The following is a 19,016-nucleotide window of genomic DNA, read 5'->3' as shown; positions in this document are numbered from 1 at the left end:
AACAGTCTCTCAAAAGAGGTAGAGGCTAGCGACGGTTCCAGGGCATCAAAGCCAAAAGACGCGCCATACCGCAAAACCCGGTAATACCGGCAAAGGTTAAGCCGGCGCCGACGAAGGCGCTAAGCAGAAAAAAGCCGCTGCTGAAAGCATAACCTAAAGCGACGCCAAGCAAAATCAGGGCGCCGGCGACGATCTGTACCTGACGCATAAGCGGCAGCGGCTGTGATTTATCCTCTTTCACCGGCAGACCGGCCGCTTTCCACGCCTGAATTCCGCCAGCCAGCAGCTTTACCTGCGCCGGTGCGGCGGCCTGCGCCAGACGGGCCGCGTTATTTTGGGTGCGCGATCCCGCCTGACAGTGAAAAATAATCGTCTCTTCGGGACTGGCGTGCAGCGCTGCGCCATTCGTCAGCGTCGCCAGCGGCACGAGCTCCGCTCCGGGAATATGCTCGCGGGCGTATTCATCGGCATCGCGGATATCGATCAGCCGGCCGCCCCGGGCGACGAGCGCCTGGGCTTCGGCAGGCGAAAGAGTAGCAATAGGCATAAAGGCTCCTTAAGGACAATAGATTGACTTCAGCGCGGCGACGATTTGCTGAACCGCTGGCCGGGTAATGAAGTAGTGAATGCGCTGCGCCTGACGTTCGCAGCCGATCAGGCCTTCATCACGCATCCGCGCCAGATGCTGGGAAGTTGCGGAGGGGCTCAGCCCGGTTATCCGCGCCAGTTCGCCGGCGCTGGTGCCCGGCGCATCGCATAGCATGCACAGAATCAATAGCCTGCTGGGATGGCTCATGGCTTTCAGCAGCGCGGCGGCTTCGCCGGCGCTGGCCTGTAGCTGTTCGGGTGTATTCATTTATTTTAGTCTTTTCTAAATTTAGTAAAGTCTAAAATAAAAAAGCGTATTACGCCAGCAATGGCTGCCGCTGTGGCTAAGCAGCGTGGCCAAAACCAGGACGATTCTTGAGCGCCGGGTTAAGCGTAACTTAAGCCAGGGTGGCGATAATGACGGAAATATGACTGTCGCGAGCTACCGCCATGAACGCACTGGAAACCCTTAATCAAAGCGCCTTTTTAGCGCTGAACGCATCGCCCGGCACGCCGGAGGCGATCCTGGCATTGGCGCGTTTTTCAGCTAGCGGGATCATCTTTGTGGTTCCGGCCATTCTGCTCTGGCTGTGGTTTTCCGGCGGGCGGCAGGGTCATCGGCAGGCGCTGTTTTGTACCTTGAGTATTCTGATCGCGCTGGGATTGGGATCGATCTGCGGAATGCTGCTGTTTCATCCGCGGCCGTTTATGATCCCGCTCGGCCATACCTGGATAAATCATCCGGCGGATAACTCTTTCCCGAGCGACCACGGCACGGTGATGTTTAGCGCCGCGTTTGCACTGCTCTCGCTGCGTTCACGCGCCGCGGGGCTCTTTCTGCTGCTGGCGGCGCTGCCTGTGGCCTGGTCGCGGATCTTTCTTGGGGTTCACTTTCCGCTGGACATGGTGGGGGCGGCGTTGGTTTCAGCCTGCGGCGTCTGCGTCGCGAAGCTTATCTGGTCGGGCATTGGGCACCGCTTAACCTCCCTGTGTGAAGCGATAAGCAGACGCCTGTTCGCCTGGCTACCGCCGCGCTTCACGCCCTGAGCGAATCAGAAGGCTATGCGCTATGGCTTCCGCGACGGGCCGCACGGCGATACAGCGTACTGCGGGCGACGCCTAACGCCTGCGCGGCCTTACTGATGTTGCCGTTATAGCTTGCCAGCGTGTCGGCAATCAGCTGCGCATCGTGCTGCTGAAGCCCGCGCAGCGGGCGGGCGACGGGCGGGCTTCGATACTCCAGGGGCAAATCATCTATCCCCAGCGTTTCACCCTCTTCGGCGAGGGCCAGCAGTACCCTCAACACACTTTGCAGCTGGCGGACGTTGCCCGGCCAGGGATGAGACGTCAGATGTTGCACAACTTCCGGGGCCAGCGCGATGCGACGCTTTTCTCCGCCCAGCTCGCGCCACAATCGTTGGATAAACCCGGACAGTTCAGGCCATTCGCGCAGGGGCGGCAGCGTTAAAGCAAACTCACGCAGGCGGTAGAGCAGGTCTTCGCGGAAGGTCCCTTCCGCGACGCGCTGCGCCAGATTGCGGTGGGTGGCGCAAATCACCGCGAAATTAACCGGCGAGCTCTGGCTGGCGCCAAGCGGCGTGACCTCTTTCTCCTGTAAGATCCTCAGCAGCCGGGTCTGAAGCGTTAACGGCATATCGCCAATCTCATCAAGAAACAGTACGCCGCCGTCGGCTTCGCGAATTTTGCCGATGTAGCCGTTTTTGTTTGCGCCGGTAAACGCCCCGGGCTGGTAGCCAAACAGCTCGGATTCAATCAGTGATTCCGGCAGCGCGGCGCAGTTGATGGCGACGAATTTGCCGCCGCTCCAGCGGCTGTGCCGGTGCAGGGTACGGCTGACGTACTCTTTGCCGCAGCCGGTTTCGCCTTCGATACACAACCCAATCCCGGCGTTAAGCAGGCGCAGCAGCTTTTCGCCTTCGCGCTGGCTGGAGAAAGGCAGCTCGAGGGTGGGGCGTGCGGTCACCGCCACGCCAGCGGTCACGGGAGCGCGTAGACGGTAATAGTAGTTTCGATCTCCGGCGACGAGCGGCAGCGGTACGCTGACGGCGGTTTGCCGCAGCTGCGGAAAAAGCTGCTGGAACGTGAGGTGGCCGAACCGATCTGCGTTAAGTGAGAACTCGCGCATCGCCAGCCGGTTAGCCGCCATCAGCACATTGTCGGTAAAGACCAGCAGACATTCGTCGACGCCGTCGAGCTTTTCCAGCTGAGGATGCAGGCTCATCAGCCACTGTTGCGGATGCAGACTCTGTTTAACCCACAGATATTCTATCTGCTTCGCGGCGCCTTTTACCCACGCCAGCGTGCGGGCGTGCGGGTACCGGGCCGGGCCGGAGATATCCAGCACCCCGGCTATTTTGCCATCGGGACTTTGCAGCGGCACGGCGGCGCAATAAAGACCCTGGTTACTGGTCAGAAAATGCTGGCGGCCATCGATTTCGCAGCTGTCGTCAATCGCCAGCGCGGTGCCAATGGCGTTGGTTCCGCGTCCGCTTTCGCTCCACAGGTTGCCCGGCGCTAAAGCGAAGCGCTGCGCTTTCTGCATGGCGTGCGTATCGCCAAAGGTTTGCAAAACCAGACCGCTGGCGTCAGAGAGAACCACGACGGATTGCAGAGCGTTGACTTTGCGGGATAGCTCATTAACGACCGGCTGGGCCAGCGTTTGCAGGCGGCTGTGTCTGGCGAGCCTGTCGGCCAGTTCGCTGGCGTGCAGGCGAGGGAAGTCATCCGTGGCGGGGTCGAGGCCATAGCGCTGGCTACGGCACCAGGAGTCGCTGAGCAGCGGGTTCGCTTCGATCTCTGGCGTCAGGGCAAACGGATTTCCTGGCACGGGACACCTCGTCGTTTAATTTGTGTTGCAATATTGTAGCTATATGGTTTTCGTGGTGTTGCGATTTGCGACACATAAGAGAGATTCTGTGCGACAGAAAGTGACGTAACCTATCTAATTCATTGAAAATTAATTTCTTTTTTAAAATATAAAAAATGGCATAACCCCTGCAATAGACGAGAGACGCAGCGAGCCGCCGTACAAAACTAATATGCCGCTGCCCTCAACCCTACATGAAGGAGATTCGCGATGCGTTATGCTCATCCTGGCACACCGGGCGCTTTGGTTTCACTGAAGTCAGCCTACGGTAACTTTATTGACGGTAAATTTGTTGAACCCATCGGTGGAGAATTCTTTATGAATACCTCCCCGGTCGACGGTAGCAACATCGGGCAGTTTCCGCGTTCTGATGCCAAAGATATCGACTTCGCCCTTGATGCGGCGCACCGGGCCGCCGACGCCTGGGGCAAAACGTCGGCTCAGCACCGCGCTAATCTGCTGCTGCAGGTTGCCGACCGTATTGAGGCCAACCTGGAATATCTGGCGGTAGCGGAGAGCTGGGATAACGGTAAGCCGATCCGCGAAACCCTCAACGCCGACCTGCCGCTGGCGGTCGATCACTTCCGCTATTTCGCCGGCTGCCTGCGCGCGCAGGAGGGAAGCACGGCGGAGATTGATGAAACGACGGTGGCTTATCACTTCCATGAGCCTCTCGGCGTGGTCGGACAAATTATTCCGTGGAACTTCCCGCTGCTGATGGCCGCCTGGAAGCTCGCTCCGGCGCTGGCTGCGGGCAACTGCGTGGTGCTGAAACCGGCAGAGCAGACGCCGCTCAGCATTACATTGCTGCTGGAGATTATTGGCGATCTGTTCCCGGCGGGCGTCCTTAACGTGGTTCAGGGATTTGGCAAAGAGGCGGGCGAAGCGCTGGCAACCAGTAAACGCATCGCCAAAATCGCCTTTACCGGCTCAACGCCGGTAGGCCGCCATATCATGGCCTGCGCGGCGGAAAACATTATCCCCTGTACCGTTGAGCTGGGCGGTAAATCGCCGAACATCTACTTTGCCGACGTGATGGAAGGCGAAGAAGAGTATATCGAGAAGGCGGTTGAAGGCCTGGTTCTGGGCTTCTTTAATCAGGGTGAGGTCTGCACCTGCCCGTCCCGCGCGCTGATTCAGGAGTCTATTTACGAGCCCTTTATGGCGCGGGTCATGGAGAAGGTGGCGCAAATTCGCCGCGGCGACCCCTTTGATACCGATACGATGATCGGCGCACAGGCGTCGCGTCAGCAGTTCGATAAGATCCTTTCCTATATTAAGATCGCTCGCGATGAAGGCGGAAAGATCCTGACCGGTGGCGAACGCGCCAGCATCTCTGCAGAACTGGATAACGGTTTCTATATTCAGCCGACGCTGATTCAGGGCCGCAACGATATGCGCAGCTTCCAGGAGGAGATCTTTGGCCCGGTTATCGGCGTCACCACCTTTAAAGATGAAGCCGAGGCGCTGGCTATTGCAAACCAAACCCAGTTTGGCCTTGGGGCCGGGGTGTGGACGCGGGATACCAACCTGGCTTATCGCATGGGGCGCGGCATTAAGGCCGGTCGGGTGTGGACCAACTGCTATCACATCTACCCTGCGCACGCCGCGTTCGGCGGCTACAAACAGTCCGGCGTAGGGCGCGAAACCCATAAGATGGCGCTCAATGCCTATCAGCAGACGAAGAACCTGCTGGTGAGCTACGGTACCGCGCCGCTGGGCCTGTTCTGATCGTCTCTGTCAGCTATTTATTTTAGGATAACCCGCAATCTTCAGCATCGATTGCGGGTTTATTATTCCACAAAGAAAGTATTGTTATTCATCTTTCCTCCCCGGCTTTCAGATGAAATACACTTGTCATCAATATCTCCTGCTTATAATGACTCGCGTGATTATTGTTTATTCGATAACGAAAATAAGATAAAAGCCAATCTAAGATTTATCCTAATATTCTATAAAAACCCAGTCCGCTCACAGAATTATTGCCGAAAAACCGCGGTAAAATTAGGGGGGGTTGTTAAATTACGCCGCCTGATGTTGCTTTTTGATGTTATTGCATCGTGATTTTTGGTTGCATTAATTAACAATGCGCATAATGTTTTTAATATTATCTTTATATGTAAAATAAAACAGCATTTCATTAACATAACAAAATATTGCGATTTGTAATCGGTAGGGATAGTATTTATTTGTTACCTTAATAAAGGGTTTGTGGAATTTCGCCGAAGAACTTCTTTTTATCAAAATAGCCAATTAAGCAGCTTATTTTTGCTGCCTGATGTCCTGCGGACGGAACGCGAATATTATTAACATGGAGGATCTGCACGCAGATTTGCCCGGGGCTTAAGCCCTCGCGCGCAATCTGTCGAAAATATAAGTTAGAGATGAGATGAATAATGAAAACGCAATTTCGTATTATGGCAATGTTTGTCGGTGCTCTGGTGTCCGCTAGCGCATTATCCTCGCCTTCACAACCCGCCAGATCGGCAATGACCGTTAATCCCGGTTCTAATGCGGGCACGCAGGGGACGGGTGGGCAGGTAGAATTTACCGGATCGATTACCGATTCCTCCTGTAATGTTGATAGCACCAGCGCAAATCAGAGCGTCGATCTGGGGAAATGGGCGAGCAGCTATTTTACCGGCGCAGGTTCTGAAACGACCAAAACCGCCTTCCATATCAAAGTGAAAGATTGTCCTTCTACCGTTACCACCGTCTCGGTGCTGTTTGACGGTACCCGCGATACCAACAATAGCGATCTGCTGGCGATTAACGGTACCGCAAGTGGGGTAGCGATAAAGCTGTATGAAGATGATAAGTCGACGCCGGTTGATCTCGGCGCCGTCTCACGCGGCCACAGCGTTACCGCTGGCGCGAGCGGCGCGGCAACGGGTACCGCCGATCTGGAATTCTTTGCTGACTATGTCTCAACCAGCGCGGTTTCCGCCGGTTCTGCCAACGGTACGGCCAACTTCAATATGGTTTACAACTAATACCCTGGAAGCGGGTAAAGCTGCGGTTATTCATGGCTTCCCACGCCGGGTAAGCCGCCAGCCGCCGCCGCCCGGCTGAAATAGGGTCGGCATAATTAATGCAGATTATTTATCAGCTTCAGGCAGTGATACCCGCTTTTATTATTCCCGGACGGTAGTCATTATGAAACGAACGATCGCCGCGATAGCCTTTTTATTGCTATCAACTGCGGCACAGGCCGGTATTGTCATGGGAGGAACCCGTGTTGTTTATCAGGAAGGGAAACGTGAAGCCGCAATATCGGTCACCAACGCTGATACTCATTCACCTTATCTGGTGCAATCGTGGGTAGAAAACTATGCGGAAAACAATAAAAGCCGGGTGCCCTTTATTGTGACGCCGCCGCTTTTCCGTCTCGATCCTGAACAGCAGAACGTATTGCGTATTAACTATATTGGTGGAACGCTGCCCACCGATCGCGAATCCGTTTTTTGGCTCAATGTGAAAAGTATTGCACCAACGAAACAAGATGAAGTGAACAAGCTTCAGGTCAATATTAAATCAAAGTTTAAGATCTTCTATCGCCCGAATGGTCTGGCGGGCGAGCCTGACGATGCATGGCGCAAGCTGACGTTTAACATTGAAGGTTCCAGGCTGGTTGCCCAAAACCCGACGCCCTATTTTGTCTCCTTTTTTGTTATTTCGGTTGGCGGTACAGATATTCCGCAACCCGGCATGATTGGCCCCTTTGATCATAAAGCGTGGCCGATTACTCATTCCGGGGTAGTTAAATGGCGCGCCATTAATGACTTCGGTGGTATTACGGATTACGCGCAACAGTAATTAATTTGCTTCGCCTGGTCAGGATATTGTGAAAAATAACACTTCGGATATGACTTCCGTTTATTCGGCGATCGCGGCGCCAACCGGCGGGATTTTATTATTGCCGACGGCGCTTTTTCTGCTGTACCAAAGCGGTATCGCGCGGGCGGAGGACTACTTTGATCCGGCGGCATTAGAATTTACTAATCCGCAGCAAAAGACCGCTGATTTACACTATTTTGCTAAAGCTGGCGGCCAGCAGCCCGGGACATACCCGGTCAGCATTTGGGTGAATAACCAGGAGATAGCCCAAGGTGAGGTGACATTTGTCGACAGCAACGGCGAACTGCGGCCGCAGTTAACCCCGGCGCAGCTGGCGGAATATGGCGTCAACGTCAGCGCTTTCCCGGCGTTTAATACCCTGCATGAGGGAGAAACGTTTACTCGCATCGAGCGCTACATCCCCGATGCCAGCAGCCGTTTTGATTTCGCCACTCAGCGTCTGAACTTAAGTATTCCCCAGGCGGCCATGAACGCCCAAAGCCGCGGATACGTGGATCCGGCACGCTGGGATGACGGTATCCCGGCGGCGTTTGTTAACTATAACCTGACCGGGTCGCAAACCCGGCAGACGGATGACAGCAGCCGCTCCAGCTACCTGAATCTACGCAGCGGGGTTAACCTTGGCGCCTGGCGCCTGCGTAACGTCTCGTCGATGGAGTATGACCGGACCCGGCGCTGGAATTCTCAGAGTACCTGGCTACAGCGCGACCTGAAGTCACTCAAAAGCCTGCTGCGGATGGGCGATACCTTTACGACCGGCGACGTTTTCGACAGCGTGCAGTTTCGCGGCGTTCAGCTGATGTCCGATGATGAAATGCTGCCGGATAGCCAGCGCGGCTTCGCCCCGACGATCCGCGGAATGGCGCACAGCAACGCCAAAGTCACCATCTCCCAGCATGGCTACGTTATCTATGAAACGTTCGTCTCGCCGGGAGCGTTTGCGATAAACGACCTCTATCCAACGGCGCAAAGCGGCGATCTCGAGGTGCAGGTAAAAGAGAGCGATGGTTCGGTGCGGACCTTTACCCAGCCCTTTTCAGCCGTCCCGTTTATGCTGCGGGAAGGACGCGTGAAATTCAGCCTGAGCGCCGGACGCTACCATTCGGAGCAGAGCCAGGCGCGCTCGCCGACGTTTTTGCAGGGTACGCTCTTTTATGGGCTACCGGCTGAATTCACGCTCTACGGCGGTAGCCAGCTGGCGCAGGATTACCAGTCGTGGGCGCTCGGCGTCGGGCGCGGTTTTGGCGAGCTCGGATCGCTTGGAGGCGATGCGACATGGGCGAACACCACGACGCCGTCGGGAAAGCGCTCGGCCGGCCATTCGGTACGGGTGCAGTACCAGAAGGATTTTGCCGGCACCGGCACCTCATTTAGCCTCGCCAGCTATCGCTACTCCTCAGGTGGTTATTACGACTTCAGCGAAGCCAGCGCGCTTGAGAGCCGCAATGGCCTGCTGGATAACAAGCGCAGCCGCGAAGAGGTCTCCCTTTCTCAGGCGTTTGGCGGTATGAGCAGCCTGGCGATTTCCGCCTGGTCGCAGGAGTACTGGCACCGCCAGAGCCGCGATGAAACGATCCATCTCGGTTTTTACAGCGCCTGGCGAGGCGTTTCGTGGGGCGTGGGTTATTACTACACCCAGTCATCCGATCGCCAAAAAGACGATCGCTCGTGGTCCTTGAACCTGAGCATTCCGCTTGGCGGCCCGCTGTCCGAGAGCGCGGTTAGCTACAGCACCACCTCCGACAATAACGGACGCACCTCGCAGCAGGCGTCGCTGTACGGTTCGCTTCCGCGCAATCCCAATCTCTACTACTCCCTTCAGCAGGGCTACGTTAACGGCGGCCAGGGCAGCAACAGCAGCGCATCGCTCGATTACCACGGCGGCTATGGAACCGCGCAGCTCGGCTATCGCCGCGATAGCGCAAGCCATCAGCTGACCTGGGGCGCATCGGGGTCCATCGTCGCCCATCCTCATGGCGTGACGCTGGGTCAGACCGTCGGCGAAAGCTTTGCCATCGTACGCGCGCCGGGTGCCGCCGACGTGGCGATTCAGAACGGCAGCAACGTGCATACCGACTGGCGGGGCTATGCGGTGGTGCCCTCGCTGACGGCGTATCGCAAAAACACCATTACGCTCGATACCGAATCGCTGGCCGACGATGCCGATGTTGAACTTGAAGGACAGACGGTGATCCCCGGCGGCGGGGCGGTGGTGCAGGCAAACTATCAGACCCACATCGGCAGCCGCGTGCTGTTTACCCTTCGCGATAGCCACGGTCCGCTGCCGTTCGGCGCCAGCGTTCGCTTGCGTAAAGCAGAAGACGATCGGGGCGCGGCGCCGGGCGGCATGGTGGCGGATGGCGGGCAGGTCTATCTGAGCGGTATTCCGCAAGAAGGGACGCTCGATACCGCCTGGAACGCCGACAATCTCTCACGGAGATGCGCGCTGCATTTCCATCTTACCGATACCGTACAGCAGGGGCAGAGTCCGGTTAAAACCGTCTCTGGCCTCTGCCAGTAGGTCTGCACAGAGGTGATTTTGCGCATAGTATCGTTTTTATTCCTGCTGATGGCGGGGATTTATAGCCACAGCGGCTGGGCGGAAACCTGCAGAGGAGATATCGGCCAGATGACCGTGAACGTCCAGAATATCAAGTACCTGCCCACGCTGCCGTTGAATACCCAGATGACCGGCATGATGGCGGATAACGGCAGCGGGATTCATTTCTCCTGCGATCTTCAGGTGCCGAAAGCGGCGGCAAAGCGTCTGGTTTATCGGCAGCTAAAAACGGCCTCAACGCCGCTGTCAATCGGCGGTCAGCACGTGTTCCCCTCAGCGCTGGACGGCATAGGATACTCGCTGGGCTTCCAGTGCAGCGGCGGCGCCGTTCGCTTTATTGATGGCAGCCATGCGGCCGGTAATGGGGAATCCGTGACGGTTTGCGACAGCAATGAGATGGCTAATCTGCTGAACCAGCAGCAGATTGTGGTGAAAGTCTTTGTGACGTTTTATAAGACCGGTAATGTCGCCCTGGTCAGCGGCAACCACGCAAACGTTCCGGCGCAGCCGCAGATTGGCGAACTCACTATCCAGCAGCAGGCCGACAGCCGCAGCGGTTTTGTCGCCAGCTCGCCGGTCACGCTCGATATGGCGGCGCTGAATGTCGATATCGGCAGCAGCGGCAGCTGTCAGGTTTCAACCGCGAATATTCACGTTAGCCTCGGCACGGTAAATAAAGCGGAGTTTAAGGGCAAAAACACCACCGGCGGCGTCGCGAAGCGCTTCTCCATACCGGTCTTCTGCTCCACGCCAACCGATATCCGTATCGGCTTTTTTGGCGTCACCTCGCCATCCGGGGGAACGGATACTCTGGCGCTAAGTAAAGCAAACGCCTCCGCGAGCGGTGTGGGCGTCAGGCTCACCTACGGCAATAACAGTGCCCCAGCGCCCGCCGCCGGAACCGGCGTCAAAATCAATGAGGCCAGTAACTTACCTGTACTCAAGCGGATTACCGCCAGCAGCGCGGGGGCGGCGGAAAATATCAACTTTAACGCCCAGTACGTACAGACGGATGACGCGGTAACCGCCGGTACCGCCAATAGCATGGTGACGTTTGCGCTGGAGTATAACTGACCGTCGCTTTCGCGCTGTCGCTCACAAAAAAGAGAAGTCATAACGATTTTTCGCACGGCGAGCGGATCGGTACGCTATCAATGATCGAGAGATTAAGCGGCTGTCCGGGAATACTTTTGTGCGGGAAAATCGATAATGAAAATCGCCTTTGGGGAGCTTAAGCCACTATTGCAGGCGCAGCGGATTTTTGTCGGCGGGCAGACGCTGGCCTGTAGCCACGCCTTTTACCGTGACGACCTGTCGATTGAGATACCGGAAAACTTAGCCACCGAGGCCTATACCACCTACTGGGGGCGCTGCGGCGAACGGCTGGCCTCGCTGGGCGCCTTTAGCTATACGCGAACCCTGCTGCCGGCGCTGATTAACGTGGGGCGCTACACGTCGATTGCCGATCGGTTACAGGTGCTCGGCGACCGACATCCCCTGGAGTGGGCCAGCGCCAGCCCGGTGTTTTATGCCCATCATTCCGGCGTGATGGCGACGCTGGCTGCCGATAGCGGCAGGACCAACCAGTTTTATCCTTTTGCAAAAACCCCCCGGCCGATAACCATCGGCAACGATGTGTGGATTGGCCAGAATGTCACCCTGGCGCAGGGGATTACTATTGGCGATGGGGCTGTCATTGCCGCCAACGCGCTGGTGGTCAAAGACGTCGCACCGTACGCCATCGTCGGCGGTAATCCCGCGAAGATCATCCGCATGCGCTTCAGCGAGGCGATTATTGAGCAGCTGATGGCGCTACGATGGTGGCGTTACTCCGCCCAGGATATTGCCGGGTATCCGGTTAATCAGGTTGAGCGCTTTTGCGAGCAGCTCGCCGGGCGGGTGGCCGAAGGAACGATGCCGCCTTTCTCGCCGCCGGTATTGACGGTCTCCATGATTAAAGATTTTATAAACAATAAACAGCATCCGCTGCGCAGCGCGGTGTAATCATAAACGGTTCACATTTGAACAAGGATATAACGATGAAGTTGAAGTCAGGTCTTGTTTTCGTCATCGCTGCCGTCGCCTTTGGCGCCCAGGCGCGCGACATGAACAGCATTCAACAAAGCGGCGAACTGAAAGTCGGCGTCCCGGGGGATTACGCGCCGCTGGCGTTTCATAATAAAGCCGGGGAGCTGGTGGGCTACGATGTTGATATGGCGAAAGATCTCGGCAAGCGGCTTGGGCTAAAGGTGAGCTTTGTGACGACCAGCTGGCCCACGCTCTCCGCCGACCTGAAGGCCGATAAGTTTGATATCGCCATGGGCGGGGTGACGGAAACCGCAGCGCGGGCGAAAGATTTCGCGTTAAGCCAGCCGGTGGTGCCGAACGGCAAGATTGCGCTGGCTAACTGCGCGGCGGCGCCGGCGCTCGGTAGCCTGGAAAAAATCGACCAGCCAAACGTGAAGGTGGTGGTGAATCCGGGCGGCACCAACCAAAGCTTTGTCGATGAACATATCAAGCAGGCGCAGATTATTCGGGTGAAAAACAATATCGATAACCTTGAAGCGCTGCGGCAGAAAACGGCGGATATGATGGTGACCGACCTGATTGAGGGCGTCTATTACCAGAGCAATGAACCGGGCGTGTTTTGCGTGGCCAATGAGCAGCCGTTCCCGGGCACCGCCAGCTTCAAAGTCTATATGATGAATAAAGATAACCCGCAGCTGCTGGACAAGGTTAACCAGTGGCTGGCCAGCCAGGACAAAAACGTGCTGAAACAGAAGTGGCGCATTCATGACCAGCTAAAACCATAAAGCAATAAAGGTTTTCTATGCAGGTGTGGCGGAAGATATTCAGCGTATCGGGTTTTCCGCCAGCACATCGTGAAGCAGCCAGTCATAAAACACCTTCACTTCCGGGCGCATGACCGCATGCTGGGGCGTCACAATATAGTAGGACCAGGTGAGCGGCCAGCGGCGGGCCGGGTGTAGCTGAACGAGCTGGCCGGTGGCGAGGAGCTGTTGTACCAGCGCCCGGCGAACAATAGCGACGCCGCGCCCGCTGAGCGCGGCCAGGATGACCGCCGACGTTGAGTTAATGTGCAACCCGCTATCGCGCGCCGTTGGCGCCTGAGCGGCCTCCAGCACTTCCGCCCATGATGGAAAGCTGGCGCCGGGATAGGGCGTATCATCATGAATCAGCTTTTGCGCCGCCAGCCACTCGCCGCAGGCGGTTTTGTCTGCCGGGACGATTAGCGGGCTGCACACCAGCACCGCTTCTTCATCCATCAGCCAGGTTTTATTGACCCCGGGCCAGTCGCCGCGACCGCAGCGTACCGCCAAATCCGCTTCGCCGTGGGCCACGTCCATCAGCTTTTCCGTAACGTTGAGACGCAGGTCGATATTATCATGGACTTCAGAGAAGCGGTTTAAGCGCTCCATCAGCCAGTTCATCATCAGCACCTGCGAGGCGGTAATCACCACCACGGAACGCGCCCGGCGGCCGCGAAGCTTATTCAGTCCGCTCTCCAGCTTATCCAGCCCCTGAGTAATATCCTGCAGCGCCGCCTGCGCCTCGCTCACCAGGGTGAGACGCTCTTTACCGCTACGGGTACGGTGCAGCAGCGGATGGCCGACCCAATCCTCCAACGCCCTGACCAGCTGCCCGACGGCGGCGGGCGTCACGCCCAGCTCGCGCGCCGCGCCGGTAAAGCTGCCGTGGCGGGCGGTGGCTTCAAATGCGTGAAGCCATTTCAGTCGGTTAAGCGATCGCATGGTGAATATCCCTCAGTGAATTTGCGTCTCAGTATAGGCCATCAAGATAGATTTTCTTTGTCGTTGGGCTATTTCTTCTCATTCGTCAGCGCGCTGCAGGAAAGGCATGCTTAGGCCACACAAATCAAGCGTGAAGAGGTGAATGATGAATACGGCGTTTATGGGGAAAAAACTGTTAGTGGTTGGCGGGACCAGCGGTATGGGGCTGGCGACGGCCAAACGGGTGGTGGAGAATGGCGGCAGCGTGGTGCTGGTGGGCAATCGTCGGCAGAAAGCCGAACAGGCGCGTCAGGCGCTGGCGGCAGCGGGGAAGGTGGATGTTATCGTCGCTGACCTGACGAGCGAAAGCGGTATGCAGCAGGTTATGGCCGCTATTAACGCGGAACATCAGGATATCAGCCTGCTGGTCAACGCCGCCGGCGTTTTCTTCCCGAAGCCGTTTATCGAACATGAAATGGCTGACTACGATCGGTATATGCATCTCAACCGCGCGACGTTTTTTATCACCCGCGAGGTGGTGCGCAATATGCTGGCTAATGGCATCAAAGGTTCGATTGTGAATATCGGCTCGATGTGGGCGCAGCAGGCCATCGGCGCAACGCCGTCGTCAGCCTACTCCATGGCGAAAGCGGGTCTGCATGCGCTGACCAAAAATCTGGCGATTGAGCTGGGCGGCAGCGGGATTCGGGTCAATGCGGTATCGCCGGCGGTGGTGCATACGCCGATATATGAAGGGTTTATCCCTAAAGAGGATGTGAAGGATGTGATGAACAGCTTTGACGGCTTCCATCCCATTGGCCGCGTCGGCACGCCTGATGATATCGCGCAAACCGTGGCGTTTCTGCTCAGCGATAGCACCCGCTGGGTGACCGGCGCGGTTTGGGATATTGATGGCGGCGTGATGGCTGGTCGTCATGCCTGATTACGTTCATTATGTCAGTCAGGGTATTGGCATAACGCAAACGAATTCAGGATAAAGAGAGTCATGAGCGCTGAGATAACGCTGCCCGTCGGACAGCAAAACCAAAATATTGTTCGCCTGGCGACGGCGCAGGCGCTCGCAGGGGCAAACTCGGTGGTGTTTTACGCCACCGGGGCGATTGTGGGCAACGCCATCGCGCCCTCGCCGACGCTGGCCACGCTGCCCATCACCATTTTTGTGCTGGGGATGGCGGCCTGTATTTTGCCGTTTGGCGCGCTGGCCAGAAGACGCGGGCGCAAAACGGTCTTTATGGTCGGTACCGGCGCCGGCTTGTTGACGGGAGCGCTGGCGGCGCTGGCGGTCGCGATCGCTTCGTTCGGGCTGTTCTGTCTCGCGGCCTTTTTCGGCGGCGCCTATGCGGCGGTGGCGGTGTCCTTCCGCTTTGCCGCTACCGACGGCGTCAGCGGCGAGCGGCGCGCGCGGGCGCTCTCGCTGGTCATGGGCGGCGGCGTGGCGGCGGGGATCATCGGCCCGATGCTGGTGACCGCGACCATGAATTTGTGGCCGCCGCACACCTTTGCGATGACCTTTATCGCTCAGGGGCTGGTGGCGGCGGTATCCGCGCTGGTCTTGCTGGGGGTAAAAACCCCCGAGCCGGCGGCGCAGGCCAAATCGGGCGGGCGCCCGCTGGGCGAAATCGTGCGCCAGCCGGGGTTTTCCCGGACGGTTTTTAGCGGCGCTATATCCTATATGGTGATGAACTTCCTGATGACCGCGGCGCCGCTTTCCATGCATATGCACGGGATCTCCCAGCAGGCGTCGAATCTGGGCATTCAGTGGCACGTGATCGCCATGTACGGTCCCGGATTTTTTACCGGCAAGCTGATTAATCGCTTCGGCGCCCGGCGTATTAACGCGGCCGGTTTAGTTCTGCTGCTGCTGTCGGTGATGGTTGGCCTCGCCGGTATCGACGTGATGCACTACTGGCTGTCGCTGATCCTGCTGGGTATCGGCTGGAACTTCGGCTTTACCGGCGCGTCGGCGCAGATCATGGATTTCCACCGGCCGGAAGAGAAAACTCAGGTGCAATCGCTGAATGATTTTATTGTCTTCGGCGTCATGATGATTGGCTCATTTTCCTCGGGCGCGTTGATGAACCTCTTCGGCTGGAATGCCGTGCTGTGGGGTTCGCTGGTGCCGGTTGCGGTTGCGCTGATCGCATTGTTGGCAGGCCGACGCCCAACGCTAAGGGGTTAATCCTCTTAGCTTTTCAAACGCAGGCGGAATTATTTTTCCGCTTTTTATTTCTGCCGCGAGAGCAAATTTAAAATATGAATTGGTAGGGTGAGATAAAATTCATCTCTCTTTTTTACTGCTTAATGGAAACACGCTAATGTGAATCCTCTTATTAATGTTTTACCCGTTTATATAATAAGAATGAATACATGGAGGATTGAGCAAGGGAGTGAGGTTTTTAGCCGCCGCGCGCAGCGCAGAATAATATAGTGATGATAGGGTGTGGTTATTATATCTATAGGCCCTGCCTGTCATCGGCTTTGACGCTAATCAATATCCACGGCGCCGTCACCGCTATGATGTTACGTGAAACTATAAATATAAAACGTCATTATCTCAGCTGCAATGCCTCAAAGGAATGATCTTATGAAGAAAATTGCGACCATTACAGCCTCGGTCATTACCGCAGGCGTGTTATGTTATTTAGGGTTGTCAGGCTATATCTGGTATTACGACAGTCAGCGTATTAAAAAAAACGACGTCCGGCTCTCGGCGGTTGCCGAGAATAATAAAGTCCTCTCTTTTTTTAATGAAAAAGGTTGCGACTATTGCCACACGCCCTCGGCGGAGTTGCCCTTTTACGCCGCTTTTCCCGTTGCCAAACAGCTGATGGATTATGACGTACAGCTGGGATACAAATCCTTTAACCTTCAATCCGTGCGTACGTCACTGATTGACGATAAACCCGTTTCACAAAGTGGATTAAACAAGATTGAGTGGGTTATGCAGCATCAAACGATGCCGCCTACGCGATACGTCGCGCTGCACTGGGCCGGCGGCGTTAGCGACAGCGAACGTATTGAGATACTCAACTGGATTAAGCACCAGCGCGAGCGCTACTATGCCAGCGCTGATACCGCCGCGCAGCATCGCAATGAACCTCTCCAGCCGATCCCTAAAAAGCTGCCCGTTGATGAGCGGAAAGCTGCGCTGGGTTTTCGTCTTTATCACGACGCGCGAATGTCCGGGGATAGCACCATTTCTTGCGCACACTGCCATGCGTTAAACGCGGGCGGGGTCGATGGCAGAAAAACGTCTATCGGCGTGGGGGGCGCTGTTGGGCCAATTAACGCGCCAACGGTATTTAACTCCGTCTTTAATATTGAGCAATTCTGGGACGGACGGGCATCAACGCTGCAAGAACAGGCCGGTGGCCCGCCGTTAAACCCCATTGAGATGGCATCAAAATCCTGGGGAGACATTATTAATAAACTGGATAAAGATCCCGTATTGAAAAAGGATTTTTTAGCCGTTTATCCGCAAGGTTTTAGCGGTGAGCGCATCACTGACGCTATCGCTGAATTTGAAAAAACATTAATTACCCCCGACGCGCCATTTGATAATTGGCTGCGCGGTGATGAAGACGCGCTGACCGCGCAACAAAAACATGGCTATCAGCTATTTAAAGATAATAAATGTGCTACCTGTCACGGCGGTATTATTCTCGGCGGCCGCTCTTTTGAACCGCTGGGGCTGAAGCGTGATTTTAATTTTGGTGAAATCACGGCTGCTGATATTGGCCGAATGAATGTGACGAAAGAGGTACGGGATAAATTACGCCAAAAAGTGCCGGGTCTGCGCAACGTGGCGCTCACCGCGCCCTATTTTCATCGCGGTGATGTTCCGACGCTTGATGGTGCAGTAAAACTGATGCTGCGCTATCAGGTCGGTACGGATTTAGCGCAAAAAGATATCGATGATATTGTCGCTTTTCTGCATAGCCTGACCGGTGTTTATACGCCGTATCAGCCGGGGCAATAACGGGATGATGAGCGAAAGTTCCCGGAGCTGGCTCAGGGCCATTAAACTGCACTGCGAACGCGATGGTCGGACGCTGATGAAAGATTTTTCATTCAGCGTTTCGGCGGGCGATTGGGTGCAGATAGCCGGAGGCAACGGTGCGGGGAAAACCACTCTCCTGCGCCTGCTTACCGGGCTGGCCCGCGCTGATGCCGGAGAAATCTACTGGCAAGGGCGCCCTCTGCATCGCGTGCGCGATAGCTACCAGCAAAACCTGCTGTGGATTGGCCATAAGCCGGGAATCAAAGCCAGGCTGACCGCCATGGAAAACCTGCGCTTTCTCCATCAACACGATGATATCGCCCAGTGCCGGGAGGCCCTTAAGCAGGCCGGGCTTGCCGGCTTCGACGATATTCCTGTTAACCAGCTCTCCGCCGGTCAGCAGCAGCGCGTGGCGCTGTCGCGCCTCTGGCTGACCCGCGCCCGCCTGTGGATCCTCGACGAACCTTTTACCGCCGTCGATACGGAGGGCGTCGAACGCCTGATTCAGCGCATGGCGCAGCACACGGAGCAAGGCGGCATCGTCATTTTCACTGCCCATCAATCAATTAGCGCGGCATCCGACAGGATTCGACGCATTGCGCTGCGCGGCGAGAGGGCGGAACCGTGATGTGGCGGATTTTTTGCCTTGAAGTGCGGGTCGCGTTTCGCCATCGCGCGGAAATCGCCAATCCGCTGTGGTTTTTTCTGATTGTCATTACGCTGTTTCCGCTTGCCGTTGGTCCGGAGCCGCAGCTGCTGGCGCGGCTGACGCCCGGCATTATTTGGGTCGCTGCGCTGCTCTCCTCGCTGCTGGCGCTCGAGCGCTTGTTTCGCGACGACTTACAGGACGGCAGCCTTGAACAGCTGATGCTGCTGCCTTTACCGCTGCCGGCGGTGGTCGTGGCTAAAGTGATGGCTCACTGGGTGGTCACCGGTGTGCCCCTGCTGATCCTGTCGCCGCTGGTGGCTCTGCTGCTGGGCATGGACGTCTATGGCTGGAAAATTATGGCGCTGACCCTGCTATTAGGGACGCCGACGCTGGGGTTCCTCGGCGCGCCGGGCGTGGGGCTCACCGTCGGACTTAAGCGCGGCGGCGCGCTGTTAAGCATTCTGGTTCTGCCGCTGACTATTCCCTTACTTATTTTTGCTACCGCCGCGATGGATGCGGCCTCCATGCATCTGCCCGTGGCGGGGTATATGGCGATACTGGGCGCGCTGCTGGCGGGCAGCGCAACGTTAAGCCCCTTTGCGACGGCGGCGGCGCTACGCGTCAGTCTGCACTAGCGCGGTTTTTGATGGATGACGCTTATCAGGTTTGCGGCGCCGGGGATCCAGGCCCGGGCTTATCAA

General features: G+C 56.7%; 17 protein-coding genes. 13 read left to right on the top strand and 4 right to left on the bottom strand.

Going from position 1 to position 19,016, the window contains the following annotated elements:
* Nucleotides 1-25: 25 nt before the first annotated feature.
* Complete coding sequence (locus ABLU67_RS25330; protein ID WP_014226492.1) at nucleotides 26-547, bottom strand: rhodanese family protein; 522 nt, start codon at nucleotides 545-547, stop codon at nucleotides 26-28.
* A 9-nt stretch (nucleotides 548-556) separates the two neighbouring features.
* Entirely contained in the window at nucleotides 557-856 is a 300-nt protein-coding gene (locus tag ABLU67_RS25325) for a metalloregulator ArsR/SmtB family transcription factor (RefSeq protein ID WP_014226491.1), read from the bottom strand.
* Between the two features lie 182 nt (nucleotides 857-1,038).
* On the opposite strand from ABLU67_RS25325, the gene ABLU67_RS25320 reads away from it, so the two are divergent.
* The gene (locus tag ABLU67_RS25320) at nucleotides 1,039-1,635 is read left to right on the top strand and encodes a phosphatase PAP2 family protein (RefSeq protein ID WP_025107295.1); all 597 of its coding nucleotides are present in this window, start codon (nucleotides 1,039-1,041) and stop codon (nucleotides 1,633-1,635) included.
* Nucleotides 1,636-1,648: 13 nt separating this feature from the next.
* On the opposite strand, the gene ABLU67_RS25315 is transcribed toward ABLU67_RS25320, so the two are convergent.
* Nucleotides 1,649-3,436 (bottom strand): sigma-54-dependent Fis family transcriptional regulator, encoded by a 1,788-nt coding sequence (locus tag ABLU67_RS25315; protein ID WP_122117977.1) that lies wholly within the window; start codon nucleotides 3,434-3,436, stop codon nucleotides 1,649-1,651.
* A 249-nt stretch (nucleotides 3,437-3,685) separates the two neighbouring features.
* Here ABLU67_RS25315 and ABLU67_RS25310 point away from each other — a divergent pair, with 249 nt between their 5' ends.
* The 7 genes from ABLU67_RS25310 to ABLU67_RS25280 all read left to right on the top strand — a co-directional run bounded on the left by ABLU67_RS25310 (nucleotide 3,686) and on the right by ABLU67_RS25280 (nucleotide 12,706).
* The gene (locus ABLU67_RS25310; protein WP_004853428.1) at nucleotides 3,686-5,206 is read left to right on the top strand and encodes an aldehyde dehydrogenase family protein; all 1,521 of its coding nucleotides are present in this window, start codon (nucleotides 3,686-3,688) and stop codon (nucleotides 5,204-5,206) included.
* A 665-nt stretch (nucleotides 5,207-5,871) separates the two neighbouring features.
* Nucleotides 5,872-6,468 carry a fimbrial protein gene (locus tag ABLU67_RS25305; protein ID WP_014226488.1) on the top strand — a complete coding sequence of 199 codons (597 nt, stop codon included), beginning with the start codon at nucleotides 5,872-5,874 and terminating at the stop codon, nucleotides 6,466-6,468.
* A 163-nt stretch (nucleotides 6,469-6,631) separates the two neighbouring features.
* Nucleotides 6,632-7,291, top strand: coding sequence for a molecular chaperone (locus tag ABLU67_RS25300; protein ID WP_032694785.1), 660 nt, complete (start codon nucleotides 6,632-6,634; stop codon nucleotides 7,289-7,291).
* A 28-nt stretch (nucleotides 7,292-7,319) separates the two neighbouring features.
* Nucleotides 7,320-9,854 (top strand): fimbria/pilus outer membrane usher protein, encoded by a 2,535-nt coding sequence (locus ABLU67_RS25295; RefSeq protein ID WP_221687743.1) that lies wholly within the window; start codon nucleotides 7,320-7,322, stop codon nucleotides 9,852-9,854.
* Between the two features lie 48 nt (nucleotides 9,855-9,902).
* Complete coding sequence (locus ABLU67_RS25290) at nucleotides 9,903-10,967, top strand: fimbrial protein (RefSeq protein ID WP_049103470.1); 1,065 nt, start codon at nucleotides 9,903-9,905, stop codon at nucleotides 10,965-10,967.
* Between the two features lie 135 nt (nucleotides 10,968-11,102).
* A complete protein-coding gene (locus tag ABLU67_RS25285) occupies nucleotides 11,103-11,897 on the top strand; it encodes a CatB-related O-acetyltransferase (RefSeq protein ID WP_014226484.1) in 795 nt (264 codons plus the stop codon).
* 35 nt (nucleotides 11,898-11,932) lie between these two features.
* Nucleotides 11,933-12,706 (top strand): transporter substrate-binding domain-containing protein, encoded by a 774-nt coding sequence (locus ABLU67_RS25280; protein WP_004853415.1) that lies wholly within the window; start codon nucleotides 11,933-11,935, stop codon nucleotides 12,704-12,706.
* 39 nt (nucleotides 12,707-12,745) lie between these two features.
* On the opposite strand, the gene ABLU67_RS25275 is transcribed toward ABLU67_RS25280, so the two are convergent.
* Complete coding sequence (locus ABLU67_RS25275; protein ID WP_032750936.1) at nucleotides 12,746-13,666, bottom strand: LysR substrate-binding domain-containing protein; 921 nt, start codon at nucleotides 13,664-13,666, stop codon at nucleotides 12,746-12,748.
* Between the two features lie 145 nt (nucleotides 13,667-13,811).
* Here ABLU67_RS25275 and ABLU67_RS25270 point away from each other — a divergent pair, with 145 nt between their 5' ends.
* The 5 genes from ABLU67_RS25270 (at nucleotide 13,812) to ccmB (ending at nucleotide 18,950) form a co-directional block, all read left to right on the top strand.
* The gene (locus tag ABLU67_RS25270; RefSeq protein ID WP_025107304.1) at nucleotides 13,812-14,588 is read left to right on the top strand and encodes an SDR family oxidoreductase; all 777 of its coding nucleotides are present in this window, start codon (nucleotides 13,812-13,814) and stop codon (nucleotides 14,586-14,588) included.
* Nucleotides 14,589-14,651: 63 nt separating this feature from the next.
* Nucleotides 14,652-15,845, top strand: a complete 1,194-nt coding sequence (locus ABLU67_RS25265) for an MFS transporter (protein WP_219538987.1) — start codon at nucleotides 14,652-14,654, stop codon at nucleotides 15,843-15,845.
* Between the two features lie 405 nt (nucleotides 15,846-16,250).
* Nucleotides 16,251-17,645, top strand: a complete 1,395-nt coding sequence (locus ABLU67_RS25260; RefSeq protein ID WP_064375311.1) for a cytochrome c peroxidase — start codon at nucleotides 16,251-16,253, stop codon at nucleotides 17,643-17,645.
* A gap of 7 nt (nucleotides 17,646-17,652) precedes the next feature.
* Nucleotides 17,653-18,294: a cytochrome c biogenesis heme-transporting ATPase CcmA gene (gene ccmA / locus ABLU67_RS25255; protein ID WP_032694815.1), complete on the top strand. Its 642-nt coding sequence runs from the start codon at nucleotides 17,653-17,655 to the stop codon at nucleotides 18,292-18,294.
* The gene (ccmB, locus tag ABLU67_RS25250; RefSeq protein WP_103433511.1) at nucleotides 18,294-18,950 is read left to right on the top strand and encodes a heme exporter protein CcmB; all 657 of its coding nucleotides are present in this window, start codon (nucleotides 18,294-18,296) and stop codon (nucleotides 18,948-18,950) included. The genes ccmA and ccmB overlap by 1 nt, the downstream gene beginning before the upstream one ends.
* Nucleotides 18,951-19,016: the final 66 nt, after the last annotated feature.

Source organism: Klebsiella sp. GN_Kp190 (assembly GCF_040061795.1).
Taxonomy (GTDB): Bacteria; Pseudomonadota; Gammaproteobacteria; order Enterobacterales; family Enterobacteriaceae; genus Klebsiella; species Klebsiella michiganensis.
This window is presented reverse-complemented; position numbering and strand designations above follow the sequence as displayed.